Here is a 13,229-nt window from a genome sequence, read left to right as displayed (position 1 = left end):
CATCAGACACATGAAAAAGCTTCTTATAGTAATCTCACTACTCGCGCTGACGGTAACGCAAAACGCCTGTAATCAGGAGTATCTGAACCCCAGCGCGGCCAGCGAACAACAGGTCATCAACTCGCCCGATGGGCTGGTTACGCTCGTTAACGGGCTCCAATACCGGTACACCTTTGGCCGGACCGGCGTCATTTATAACGCCGTTGCTGCCAGCGGTCTGGCCACCCGCGAACTGCGCGTGCTGAACGCCGGTAACACCGACGAACTGTTTATGGAACAGGGTTTTCAGAGCGTACAAGGCTCCAACGCCGTAATTCGCAATCTCTGGACCAGCGCGCAACTGACCCGCGCTACCGCCGATATCGTACTGGCTAACGCCGACCGCGTAGTTGCCGACCCCGGACTTCGTAGCGGCATCGTGGCCTATGCGTCAATTTTCAAAGCCCTGTCGCTCGGAACGACTGCTCAGTTTTTCCAGCAGGCTCCCGTTACTACCGGCACGAATGCGCCGTTTGTTAGTCGTGAACAATTATTGCGCTCGGCCATTCAACAGCTGGAAACGGCTGCTACACTGGCAGGCACAACGCCCCCTTCGGCGGCATTTCTGGGCCGCGTGCCAACGGGCATCGACATTCCAAATACGATTCAGGCACTGATTGCCCGCTACGCGCTCTTCGTTGGTGATTATGACAAGGCCATTGCCGCTGCCGGACGGGTAAATTTGACCGTCCGCTCGTCATTTGCCTTCGACGACAACACGCGGAATCCGGTGTTCGAGAGTGCCTTTAGTAATGTGAACGTATTCGCACCGACGAACGCCAATTTAGGTCTGACAGGAGCGCTCGTACCCGACGCAGCCGACCGGCGTATTACTTTTTATACCCGCACGGGCGCGACGGCTACACAGAACCTCGGCACGGGTTTTTACACGGCCAATGGCGCACCCATTCCGGTTTATCTGCCGGGCGAAATGCTGCTGATTCGGGCGGAAGCCTATGCTCGCAAAAACGATCTGGTTAATGCCGTAACGGAATTGAACAAGGTACTAACCAAAACACCGGCGCAGGATGCCTGGGGTGTGGGTGCGAGTTTGGCGGCTTATGCCGGCTCACAAACAGCAGCGGACGTACTGACGCAAATCTACCGCAACCGGCAGATCGAACTGGCATTCCAGGGATTCCGTCTCGAAGATAGCCGCCGATTTGCCCGCCCCGGACCAGATACAACCCCACAAGCCAACGCCGAGCGGACGCGCAATTTCCTGCCTTATCCGTTTACCGAGCGCGATAACAATACAAGTACACCACCAACCGACCCAAATTAGGACAAAAAGAGGAAAGGGAATCGGGAGACGAAAGGAATTAATACCCCTTCCGTCTCCCGATTCCCTTTCCTCTTTTTTGTTACGTTTAAAATTTTACGGATAAGCCCGTTCGTGTCGATTCATAAATAGCCTGAAAAAGGGCTACTACGTTACGGCCTTCTTCGCCTGTTACGGCAGGGGCACGACCGGCCCGGATAGCGTCGCAGAACTCGGCAATTTGCAGACCAAAGTAATAGACCGTAGCGTCGATGGTCTTGAAGAAAGCCGTGTCTTCTTCGATGAATTGAGCGAGTAAATTTTCCTCTCCCGGCACCGTCCAGAGGTCATTGACCGGCGGGTCGGTAATGCTCGACATGCCCGCAATAAACAAGGCCCCGCCATCGGTCTGAACGCCAACCGAAGCGCCATTCTGGCCGTGTACGTGGACTTTCCCGAAAATACCGGGCTTCTGTGAGTTACTCACGATGATATTACCCAACCCACCATTCTTGAATTTGACGATGGCCAGCGCCGTATCATCTACCTCAATATAGGGGTGGTTCAAGTTACGCCATACGCCAAATACCTCGTCGACTTCGCCCATGTACCAGAGCAGTAAATCCAGTTGGTGGGGCGACTGGTTGACCAAAACACCACCGCCTTCTTCGGACCAGGTGCCGCGCCAGGCGTCACTTTTGTAGTAGTTCTCATCCCGCCAGCCGAGCATCTGAACCGTTCCGAGAACCGGCGCTCCTATCTTTCCGGTATCAATAGCCTCCCGAATCCGCTGGCTGGGTGCATAAAACCGCCGTTGGCTGATAACCCCCAGGTGGCGATTATTGCGTTTGGCGGCTTCGAGCATGGCGTCGCAATCTTCCAGCGACGACGCCAGTGGTTTCTCCACCAGCACGTGCGAACCCGCATTCAGGGCCGCTACCGTTGGCTCCCGGTGACCGGGGTGCGTGGTACAAACCAGACAGAGGTCCACGTTTTCGCGGTCGACCATGTCGTAGATGTCGCTGTAAGCACGAATGCCGTATTGATTGGCAAAATCTTCCGCTTTTTGATAGGTGCGGCCGTAAACGGCGACTAGTTCGGCATTGGGTATTTCCAGAGCCGCTTTGGCGTGCAGATGCGCCACTTTACCGGGGCCAATAATGGCAATGCGTATGGGTTCAGGCATAATTTATTTTACTTATTCACTAAAGAATTTGTCAAAACCACGTAAACGAAGCCCTGTTTTCAAGGCTTCATCTCGTGTCCATAATTCAGCATCTAACTCAAGGGCCAAAGCAATGTAAGCCGTATCATTCTCATCCAGCGAATGGACTATCCAACAATCGCTGTCGTGTATAAGACGATTTGGTATGGATAGCCGAGAATAAGATGTTGTGGTCAAGAATAACTTTCTTCACGGTTATTCCTTAATAAACCGATGTTTGTTCTGTTGCCACCAGCCAGCATTTATCTCCTCCCCCAGCGCAAGAATTGAGTCATCAAAGTCAACTTTCTGTGCCAGTTGTTCCAGTTGTAATCGTTCAAGAAGCTCCAGCATAAACTCCTGGCTAACTGCCTTTTTATCAATGCTAATCACATAGCGATCGGATTGATTCTGGATGTTGATGGCGTTCATATAGTTTATGTTTTGATACAAGATAGCCAAACGTCACTTCGCTCTTTTTCAAACTTCGCCTGTAAAGTAAAGCCGATAATTTCTAAAACGTCTTCCAACGAAATGCGTTTTCGGTAGGTCTTCTACTCAAACGAAGATTGAATTATTAATGATAAGAATTTTTCGAGTACCAATAGCAATGCTACGCCTTTTTGCATAACATGCAGACGAAACTCAACCGTCATATATACATGAAAAGAATAGTTACTTTTCTGCTCATTACCTTAACGATACTGAACGCATTAGGGCAAACGACCTCTCTTCCTACTATTCGAACAAATCAAAACAGTGTCATTCTCTACGTTGATGGCGAGCGGGGGCCTTTCACTGGAGTCAACGATGTTCCGAAGGACTTTTCGCATGATTTCCCCCTTGATAAGCCATCCGTTCCATTCTTGCTGGTGTCCGAAAAAGACTCCATTGCAATGACCCTCAACTACGGTGTTATCACCCATTTCCAGATAATCCGGGAAGCCAAAGGCGATACCTTACAGGGGCATTTTACCAGCCATAAGCCTATAAAAACCGCCGTATTTACGGACGCCTACAAGAAAGCGAATGAGGGGAAAACGATCGTTGAAATTCCGGAAGTCTACGAATTGATCAATGTGATTTTTGCCCTCACCGACTACGGCAAAACCGATGCGATTGAAAAAGACACACCCTATTACTCACAGGTAATGAGTCATTTTTCACCGTACAAAAACCATCCGGTAGTGCGTACGATAGACTCCCTGCTGCGTAAATCCGTGAATAACTACCACAATCTTAAGATGGATAGTTATGCCTACACCCTTCAGGCAAACAAACTGGAGAAAAGCCCCGTCTACGACCGAATTAGCTGGGGAGAGGTAAATCAGTTAACGCCTTATATTCCACTCGTGGAGCAATTTGCCAGCCAGTCCGGCTTTCACACGTTCTTTCAGAAGCATCAGCCATACTACACCAGCCTGATTACTGATTTCAAAAAGAATGTAGATGTGGCAACGATGAAGACCTGGTTGGAAAAGCAGTTTCCAACAACGCGCTACTCCGCCGTCAAAATGATTTTTACGCCCCTGGTCGGCAGCAACCAGTCAGCGAATCGATTTGATGACAACGGGTTCACCGAAGCCCAGTGCCACATTAATTATCCGTTTATCAGCAAAGACGAAACCGGTCAGTCCGGCGATGTGCTGCGTGGCCAGCGAATGGTGATTTCGTTTACAGAGCTGAATCACAATTACCTGAATCCTGAAGCAGACAAGTACGACAAAGCGGTAGCAGCGGCCTATAAAAATATGGCCGATTGGATTACGCCCAATACGCCCTCTGTCAATTACGACAACGCTCTTTTGTGCTTTGAAGAGTACATGAATTATGCACTCGTATCGCTCTTATTTAATGACCTTTTCGATGCCAAAACGTTCGCCGTTCTCAACAAAAACAGGCAATCAAATATGGTAAAAAATCGAGGCTTCCGTCGGTTCCGCGAATTCGATCAGGAGTTACTTCGGCTGTATAAAACCAGAAAGCCGGGTCAAACCGTTGCCGATCTGTACCCGGCTATTATAGCATGGGCCGCTAAGCAGTAACTACGGTTTTAACACCACTTTTATCAATCCTTTCTCTTTTCCGTAAAGCCTTTTGAACCAGTCGGCACCTTCTTCCAGCGGCACTTCGGCACTCAGAATGGCTTCGACATTCATCCGACCGGACGAGATCAGGGCCAGAGCCGCTTCGTATTCGCCGTTGATGGCGCAGGAACCCTGTAGCCGCAACTGACGGGTGACGATGGCCTGTAACGGCACTTCAACCGTTGGCGCCAGATTTCCGACCAGCGTGACCGTAGCCCCTTTACGAACGCAGTCGATGGCGGTTTTGACCGTTGGCCCCGCGCCTACCACTTCAAAGGAAACGTCGGCCCCACGGCCGTGCGTCAGGTCCTGTACCTGTTTGGCTACGTCGCCACTTTTAGCGTTAATGCTATGGGTTGCGCCGAGTTTTTGGGCTAACGCAAGTCGATCGTCGTCCAGGTCGATGGCGATGATGATACCGCAACCCGCCAGTTTCAGTACCTGAATTACGAACAGGCCAATCATGCCCGACCCAACCACGACCGCCGAATCGTTGACCTGAATGGGCGTCAGGCTAACGGCATGGAGTGCCACGGCAACCGGCTCGACCAGCGCAGCCTGGGTGAAACTGACATTATCGGGAACGGCATACAGAATATGCTGGGGTATGGCCACGTACTCGGCAAAGGCACCGTTCCGCTTGAAATCGGGCGTCGATACGCCGACTACTTCGCGGCCATCGCTCAGGTTGTACTGCCCCCGGCGGCTGTACCAGTCGTCGAGCACATACACCGTCGAATCGAACGTGACGCGGTCGCCGGTGGCCCAGTTTTTCACGTCGCTGCCTACTTCGGCAATGATGCCGCTGGCTTCGTGGCCCATTACGATGGGCGGAATACGCCGGCCGCTGCTGCCGTCCATGCCGTGTACGTCGGAGCCGCAGATACCGACGGCCTGTACACGAACCAGCACCTCGTTGGGGCGGATTGCGGGCTTGGGAACTTCCTGAAAATCGAGCTGATTGTATTGCGTAAGAACGAGTGCTTTCATAATTGTAGAGCGGGTGGTCGGCTGTTGCCGTGAAAACCCGCAGTTGGTATATAAACTGGTTTTACCAATTCTAAAAAGCGGCCTTCTGCCCGCTATACTTGTTGTTTTTGATAAATCTTCACAAAGGCATCGACCGGAATCTGGTCGAAATCGCCCTGCTGCAAATGCGGATTGATTTCATAGGTAACGACTTCGTCGATGGAGTCGGGCAGTTCGCCAAACAGTTTGCTGGCCGCTGCCGATGTATATTTCTTCTTCAACCGAACCAGCCGCAGATCGGGGTCTTTTCCCCAGGCCATGTTGTCGCCCAGAACTAACTGTATTTTTGCCCAGTCGTTAAAGAAATACTCCTGCAAAAGCGGAATAATTCGGTCGCGGAAGGTCGTACAGAGGTCAGCATGCGTTTCGATAGTGGTCAAGTAAGCATGCCCGATTTGATGATCGCGGTCGAGCAGGTACTCGATGCGTTCGTTGATTGTTCGTAATAGTTGCGCCAGGTCAATGCCGTCAATCGTCCCTAAAACAGAAGGATCGGGCGCAATTTCCCGAAACGAGAACCGTCGTCGGAGGGCAATATCCAGCAGCGCAATCGACTTGTCGGTCGTATTCATGGTGGCAACCACGAATAGATTCAGCGGCACCCCGAAACGCTCCTGCGAATATGGCAGCGTCAGCCAGAGTTCATTTTCCGCACCCAGTCGTTTATCGCTTTCAAGCAACGTAATCAAATCACCAAACACACTTGCCACGTTGGCCCGGTTAATTTCGTCGATGAGCAGGTAGTGCGGAGGTGCCTTTTTCAACTTCTGCTGGCGGGTCTCCACCGAGTCGTTCAGGCAATCGGCCAGTGTGGCATAACCGGCCTGCTGAATGGCCGACATACAGGCTTTATAAAAAATCCCCTTCCGAATCCGGTAACTAATCTGCCCGTTAATTACTTCCGGGCGGATACCTTCTACAAACTCTTCGTAGCTATAAGCCGGGTGAAAGGTAATCAGACTGGCCCGGACAGAACTCGACAATCCAGACGCGGCATTCTTTTCCCACAGATACGGCTGCAGCGCAAAGGTTTTGCCCGTTCCCGGCGGTCCAAACAAGATGAGGTTATGCGGTTGGCTAGGCCGCTCCGGCTCGGTTTCGTATTCGGCTTCCGGTTCTTCAGCGGTGTAGTCGTTCGGTCGTCTGTCGCCCAGCGTTGGGTCGTCGGCGAGCCGGGTTATTTCGCTCAGGAAGGCTTCATCTTCGGCAGCCCGGTACACATCGGCATTATGGCGGGCGGAGTGCGGGCCCCGTTTTGTACTCTCAACGAGTTCGAGCAGGCAGTCTTCCCAACAGGTACGCAGCACCGGCTGGTAGAGCAGATGCACGTTCGACTGCCCGATGATAGCCGCTACGTATTCCGACTTTTCGGTAATGGGTTCAAACACCAGTTCCTCCAGGACTTTCAGCCGGTCCTGATAGGACTTCTTAACGGTAAGATGGTATTCAACTTCGCCCTTTCGAGGCCGCTGAATGCGCAGGGCCTGAAAATAGTTGATGTGGGCGGTAATGGCGGCTTTCTCCTGACGCACCGTAAATGCCAGCCGGGCATCGCCATTGGGCAGGTTAACGATGTCGATCAGCTCCTTCAACAACCCAAAAAATCGCCGGACAGCTTCAGGGTGACCAATGTCACGAATGCGTTCAATGAGGGGTTGCTGCTGGGTATCAGGTAACACAGGAAAGAGGAATTGTCGTTTACGAAGCTACGAAATTTTTAGTGTTTTACGACCTTCGTCTCGCTATAGCCAACATGGTTATTGAGGTAATCTATCGTAAAACGGCCTTTTTGAAAAGGTGCATTACTGATTACGCCATCACAGTCAATATTTAGAAAAACCTTTTTAAGGGGCGATAAATACGTAGACTTCCGACTGAATGATTGACCGTTTGTCTGAAATGTAAAGTCCTTCACATAACGAAATAAGCCTATTTTCATTTTACCAATTCCAAAGGCTGCCCCCGGCCTTTTTCTGGTCTTATATTCCCCAAGTTTAGCAGCTCCTTTCTCCCGCAGATCGACACTATTGGACCCGGAGTCAAAATACATATTGAGCGGATTACCAGATGCAGAACGAACAACCAGTATAGGATACCCAATACCAAACAGATTCTTTTCAGCCGTAGTATCTAAAACAGGCTTTCGAATCATAAGCGTCTGCTCTTTGAAATCCGCTGTATAAGTGAGCTTTTGCAGAATATCCCAACCCAAAAGGCCATCCGCATGCATCGTTTTGAAAACGCCATCTTTCGCCGTGTAGATTACAGGTACATGTGTTAACCGCACATTGCCAAACGACAGTGAATCAAGCAGGCCAACAGATGATTTAACCAGTGTACCAACGGAGTTTAAAACGTTCACCGTGGCCAAAGGTGCCATCTTCAATTCGTCATTCAGCTTCTGAGATATAATTGAGAAATTAGCCCCCGAATCAAGCACAAGCCGTACAGGCTTTCCGTTAAGGAGGACGTTGGCAATGACGTAGCTATGCCTCCGAACCCTTACCGGAATTAGCAGGCTATCAGTTAAAAAACTGATTTGCATGGCTGGCTGAGCAGCTAGTTGTGTAGCCAGTTCATAGAATTGAGGTTTTTCTTTAATCTGATCTGCAAATCTTACATACTCACCATATTTCCCCCGCCAGAAGTAAAGTTCATTTAGTAAATGATCACGGGCTGCCACATGTAATGGAGCGGCCGTCTGCAAAGCGACCTTTGTCATCAATACCTCGGCCTGATCAAAACGATGGTAGAGACTATGCTCGATAGCGTTGATGTAATCGCGGGCAACAGAATCTAACGTGCTGTAATCAATGGCCTTAAACTCGAAGTTTTCCAGGGCCGTTGTTGGGTCTTTGTAAGACGTGTTCTGTTGCGAGAAAACAGAAGCGGAAGTCAGCAGGAAGCATATCAGGAATAGAGGAGGTCGCATAGAGGCAAATTAAGAATAGACCAGATCTACAGTGAGACGATTGAACGCTTCTAAGTCACCTTATTGTAAAGGCAACTTAGGGTAGTACCGACCGTCCCGGTCGGGTGTGTGTGCGACCGAAGCTCACCCGACCGGGACGGTCGGTACTACGCCAAATAGCTCCCGATATTGACTACAGCGACGTCGGCAAAAATGCTAATCACTGCAAGTAAATAACCGGATCAAACACCAGCAATTCTCCGTCATCCCGTACAAGTACATTTCGATGATGTAAATCACTGACAATGATCCCAAAATTCGCGTTGATATAGTCGCTGTTTTGCAGAGGCACAAAGTCAAAGGGCAGCATGTAAGCGGCTACCTCCTCAGGCGTTGCTCCTCTTATGCCGCGTAAGGCTTTCTGACTAACAACAGAATGTAAAAAGCCATCGACATCCATCAAGCCCAGAAACGTGTAGCCCGTCTCGGGGAAGAGCCAGTTATGAAGTAACAGATTGTGCAGATAACTCAACCAGGTACCGTAATAGTTGAGGTTATTGCGTTTATAATAAACCCCTAATTGAACATACACCTGGTGCTCAGCTCCACCTTCGCCACCTTGAGCCTGCCAGGCATCCGTAAAAGGCTCGGCGGGCAACATTTTCGATTCAGAAATAGCCCATCTGCGAAGTAGTTTCTCCTCGCCGACTCGAAGGGCTTTATCTAACGCGACTTTTTGGGCACGGTTTTGAGGGGCTGGTCCTTGAGCCGCTTTGCTTGCTCGATGCACTCCTGCAATGACATCAAGGGCTGCTCGGAGACTTTCCTGATCATTTTTTTGCTCTGCTGCCGATGGTACTCGTTGAGGTATGTAACGTTCTCCTCCATCTGATGATTCGATTTCCTCATGAACAGACATGATTTAAAGTTGGTTCTTAGCTAACACTTACGCTAAATAGCTCCCGATACTGACCACGTCGGCGAACACGCCCGAAGCCGTTACCTCCGCTCCTGCGCCGGGGCCTTTGATTACTAAGGGCCGGTCTTTGTAACGCTCCGTGGTGAACGAAACGATGTTATCCGCACCGGTTAACTGATAGAACGGGTGCTCCACGCCAACCGGCCGCAGACCAATGGTCGCTTTATTGTTCTCGAAACTGGCGACAAAACGTAGCTTTTCGCCCTTCGTTTCAGCTTCGGCCAGCAGGTTTTCGAAGTAGTCGTTGTTACGTTCCAGTTCCTCGAAAAAGGCCGGGATGGTGGGTGCTGCCAGACAGGATTCGGGCAGCAGGGTGTCGATGGTGACGTCTTCCGGTTCGAGGGGAAACCCGGCTTCACGAGCCAGAATCAGGATTTTACGGGCTACGTCTAAGCCACTCAGGTCGTCGCGGGGGTCGGGTTCGGTATAGCCCTTTTCTTTGGCTTCGCGCACCACGTCGGCAAAGGAGATGCCGGGGCGAAAGGTGTTGAAGATAAACGATAACGTTCCCGACAGAATCGCTTCGATTTTCAGAAAACGGTCGCCCGCGGTCATCAGCCCCTGCACGGTGTTGATGATGGGCAGACCCGCTCCCACGTTGGTTTCGTAGAGGAACTTGACGCCCCGGTTCAGGGCCGTGCGCTGCAAGCGTCGGTATTCGCTGTACGGACCGGAATTGGCTACTTTGTTCGGCGTTACCACCGAGATGTTGGCGTCCAGCAGCGACTCGTAAAACTGCACAATGTCCTTGTCGGAGGTGCAGTCGATGAAGACCGAGTTGGGCAGGTTGTAATCTTTGATCTTCTCGACAAAAGCCGGTAAGGACGTTGTCACTCCATCTGTCAGCAGACGTTCGCGCCAGCCATCCAGCGAAATCCCTCTCGTGTCGAGCACCATCTTTTTGGTGTTTGTCATGCCTACCACACACACCTTCAGCAGTTTCTCCGAACGCAGGTATTCCGACTGGTTGTAAATCTGTTGCAGCAGTGTTTTCCCGATCAGGCCCGTACCCACCAGATACAGGTTCAGCACGCGGGCTTCGGACTGGAAGAAGATGTTATGCAGCGAGTTAAGCGCCTTCGAGAGGTTATTCTTGTTGATAACCACGGAGATATTAATCTCCGACGACCCCTGCGCGACGGCCACAATGTTGACCCCGTTTTTACCGAGTACCGAAAACAGTTTCCCGGCAATACCGGAGCTTTTCTTCATCCCCTCTCCCACCGTAGCAATCACCGACAAATCGCGCTCAATGGCGATGTTATCAATATGCCCGTGGGCAATTTCGGTAGCGAACTCGGCGTCAAGAATAGTCTTCACATTCTCGGCCCCACGCGGGTCGATGGCGAAGCAGATGGAGTGTTCCGACGAAGCCTGCGAGATCAGAATGACGCTGATTTTGTGAGCGGCCAGCACACCGAACAGCTTGGCCGATACCCCGGCCACGCCGATCATACCGGAACCCTGCACGTTTACCAGCGCAATGTCGTCGATACTCGAAATACCCGTTATGGTGTACTGCCGACGTTCGGCGGTGCGGCTCACGACGGTACCCGCGTGGGTTGGGTTAAAGGTATTCAACACCCGCACCGGAATGTTCCGGGCAAAGGCCGGTTGCAGACTGGGCGGGTAGATCACCTTCGCGCCAAAGTGGGATAGCTCCATGGCTTCGGCGTAGGTGATGGTAGGAATGTTAAAGGCGTTGGGCACCTTGCGCGGGTCGGCCGTCATCATACCGTCGACGTCCGTCCAGATGTCGATCACCTCCGCATTCAGAGCCGCGCCCAAAATGGAGGCCGTATAATCCGAACCGCCCCGACCCAGGGTTGTGGTTTCGTTTTTTTCCGTCGAGCCAATGAAGCCCGTCACCAGTTGGAGGTCGGACGTTTTAGCGAAATGCTCCTGAACAAGCTGGTTCGTCAGTGTGTAATTTACTTCTGCCTGACCGAACTGAGCGTCTGTTTTGATGATCTTCCGGGCGTCGCAAAACTGTGCCGGAATACCCCGGCTCTTCACGCATTCGGTGATGATTGTGGTGGACAGCCGTTCGCCGAAGCTGGTGATGAGGTCGTGGGTACGGAGGGTGAGTTCGCGGATGAGCGACACGCCCCGCAGCAAGTCTTCGAGTTCGTTGATAATTCCCCGAACGTGCGCAAACACTTTACTCTGTTCCTTGACGGGGATCAGGGCTTTTATAACATTAAAATGGCGGTCTTCAATCCGGCGAACCAGTTCCATGTAATCGGTTTCACCCGTTGTGGCCATCCGCCCAATCTCGATAAGCTGGTTGGTGATGCCACCCATCGCCGAAAATACAACCGTTATCTGGTCGCCGTTCTGCCGATGGTTTTCAATGATCTGGATAACCTGCTTGATACTATCTACGGAACCAACGGAGGTACCGCCAAATTTAAGAACCTGCATTTGTAATGGCGAATGAGTGATTGTGTGAATGAGTGAATGACCAGGTCACCGGCGATCCGATGCCCTGGAGCGACTTATAGTCGACAAACACTCGTTACTTATTATTCAGGAAGCTGTTGATGATGGTACTCTTATAAAGGCAAAGATAACGACGACAAGCTCATTTCCGGGCTTCCGTTACCAGAAAAGGAACCCCATAAAGAGCGCCTGGTATCGGTAGAAACGCTTTCAGCAATTACGATGCCGTACTAAACGAGTGGTTTTATCGATGGTTAGTAGAGCCGAATTCGGTCTTCTTATAGGATCATAGCCCTTAATGAATCACCCGTATAGTAAATATCCTAACCCACCAGAGCTCATTAACCGTCATAACAGGTGTAGGCAAATACGGTATTTTTGCCCATTTATGCTGGCAGATAGCGCGTGGGAAAGACTTTTCGTTTCGGTATGAGCTTTTTTTAAGTCTATTTTAAATCCGGGCACACCCGAATGCCGTAAATCTTTTCGAACCGTCTGTTAGACCTGCGGTTATGTTGTTACTACACTTAATTTACTCAAGCACGTTATGAATAAGCAGAACGAATCTGGCCTTACGATGTTACCAGGCCAATTAGAGCCAGTACGCGTAGGCCGCCGGTTGTTTCTTCGCTACGCAGGCGCTTTTGCCGCAGGGGGCGCAATTCTGGCATCCTGCAAAGAAGGTGAAGAGAATCCCACCACCGTAATGGCCCCGGTCGATTTAGGAACGGGCGATGTTGGTATTCTAAACTACGCCTTTGCGCTGGAGCAAATGGAAGCTGCTTTTTACACTCAGGTTTTGCTCTCGCCCTACAATGGCATGACCGATGCCGAGAAAGCCGTTCTGACAGACATTCGCGATCATGAAATTGTTCACCGCGAATTCTTCAAAGCCGCCATTCCAGCCGCCAGCCGCATTGCTGACCTGACACCCAATTTCAGCACCATTAATTTCAGCGACCGGGCCAGCGTTCTCGGCACGGCCAAAGCGTTTGAAGACTTGGGCGTAGCTGCTTATAATGGTGCCGGTACATTGATAACAGATGTGAATTACCTCGCACTGGCGGGTAAAATTGTGTCGGTAGAAGCGCGTCACGCAGCGGCTATTCGGGATCTGCTGAACCCAAAATCAGCTGATTTCGCTGGCGACGATGTGGTGGCACCCACTACCGGATTGGATGCGGCCACCCCGCCTTCTGCGGTGTTGCCAATTGCCCAGAAGTATGTCAGAACACCGATTACGGCCACCAATCTACCCAAGTAAACCAGACACAACG

11 protein-coding genes are annotated in these 13,229 nt (G+C 51.1%); 3 read left to right on the top strand and 8 right to left on the bottom strand.

What is annotated here, in order from left to right; translation table 11 throughout:
- The first annotated feature begins 10 nt into the window (after window positions 1–10).
- A complete protein-coding gene (locus CRO74_RS14010) occupies window positions 11–1,324 on the top strand; it encodes a RagB/SusD family nutrient uptake outer membrane protein (RefSeq protein ID WP_097126673.1) in 1,314 nt (437 codons plus the stop codon).
- Between the two features lie 85 nt (window positions 1,325–1,409).
- Here CRO74_RS14010 and CRO74_RS14005 read toward each other — a convergent pair whose 3' ends face one another.
- Genes CRO74_RS14005 through CRO74_RS13995 form a run of 3 tightly spaced genes read right to left on the bottom strand, consistent with a single transcriptional unit; the run spans window position 1,410 to window position 2,936 of the window.
- Window positions 1,410–2,486, bottom strand: coding sequence for a Gfo/Idh/MocA family protein (locus CRO74_RS14005; RefSeq protein WP_097126672.1), 1,077 nt, complete (start codon window positions 2,484–2,486; stop codon window positions 1,410–1,412).
- 12 nt (window positions 2,487–2,498) lie between these two features.
- Entirely contained in the window at window positions 2,499–2,702 is a 204-nt protein-coding gene (locus CRO74_RS32400) for a PIN domain-containing protein (RefSeq protein ID WP_097126671.1), read from the bottom strand.
- A gap of 18 nt (window positions 2,703–2,720) precedes the next feature.
- On the bottom strand, window positions 2,721–2,936 hold the full coding sequence (locus CRO74_RS13995) for a hypothetical protein (protein WP_097126670.1): 216 nt from the start codon (window positions 2,934–2,936) through the stop codon (window positions 2,721–2,723).
- 230 nt (window positions 2,937–3,166) lie between these two features.
- On the opposite strand from CRO74_RS13995, the gene CRO74_RS13990 reads away from it, so the two are divergent.
- Complete coding sequence (locus tag CRO74_RS13990) at window positions 3,167–4,549, top strand: DUF4932 domain-containing protein (RefSeq protein ID WP_245877843.1); 1,383 nt, start codon at window positions 3,167–3,169, stop codon at window positions 4,547–4,549.
- On the opposite strand, the gene CRO74_RS13985 is transcribed toward CRO74_RS13990, so the two are convergent.
- The 5 genes from CRO74_RS13985 to thrA all read right to left on the bottom strand — a co-directional run bounded on the left by CRO74_RS13985 (window position 4,550) and on the right by thrA (window position 11,934).
- Window positions 4,550–5,581: a galactitol-1-phosphate 5-dehydrogenase gene (locus tag CRO74_RS13985; RefSeq protein ID WP_097126668.1), complete on the bottom strand. Its 1,032-nt coding sequence runs from the start codon at window positions 5,579–5,581 to the stop codon at window positions 4,550–4,552. It lies immediately after the preceding gene.
- Window positions 5,582–5,673: 92 nt separating this feature from the next.
- Window positions 5,674–7,299: an McrB family protein gene (locus CRO74_RS13980; protein ID WP_097126667.1), complete on the bottom strand. Its 1,626-nt coding sequence runs from the start codon at window positions 7,297–7,299 to the stop codon at window positions 5,674–5,676.
- Window positions 7,300–7,337: 38 nt separating this feature from the next.
- The gene (locus tag CRO74_RS13975; RefSeq protein ID WP_097126666.1) at window positions 7,338–8,552 is read right to left on the bottom strand and encodes a retropepsin-like aspartic protease; all 1,215 of its coding nucleotides are present in this window, start codon (window positions 8,550–8,552) and stop codon (window positions 7,338–7,340) included.
- 199 nt (window positions 8,553–8,751) lie between these two features.
- Window positions 8,752–9,450, bottom strand: coding sequence for a putative polyvalent protein kinase domain-containing protein (locus CRO74_RS31300; RefSeq protein WP_144035917.1), 699 nt, complete (start codon window positions 9,448–9,450; stop codon window positions 8,752–8,754).
- 27 nt (window positions 9,451–9,477) lie between these two features.
- A complete protein-coding gene (thrA, locus tag CRO74_RS13960; protein WP_097126663.1) occupies window positions 9,478–11,934 on the bottom strand; it encodes a bifunctional aspartate kinase/homoserine dehydrogenase I in 2,457 nt (818 codons plus the stop codon).
- 565 nt (window positions 11,935–12,499) lie between these two features.
- Here thrA and CRO74_RS13955 point away from each other — a divergent pair.
- Window positions 12,500–13,216 (top strand): ferritin-like domain-containing protein, encoded by a 717-nt coding sequence (locus CRO74_RS13955; protein WP_097126662.1) that lies wholly within the window; start codon window positions 12,500–12,502, stop codon window positions 13,214–13,216.
- Window positions 13,217–13,229 lie beyond the last annotated feature (13 nt).

The sequence above is a fragment of the Spirosoma fluviale genome, assembly GCF_900230225.1.
In the GTDB taxonomy this organism is placed as follows: domain Bacteria; phylum Bacteroidota; class Bacteroidia; order Cytophagales; family Spirosomataceae; genus Spirosoma; species Spirosoma fluviale.
The sequence above is the reverse complement of the archived record's forward strand: the minus strand, read 5'-3'. Positions and strand labels throughout refer to the sequence as shown.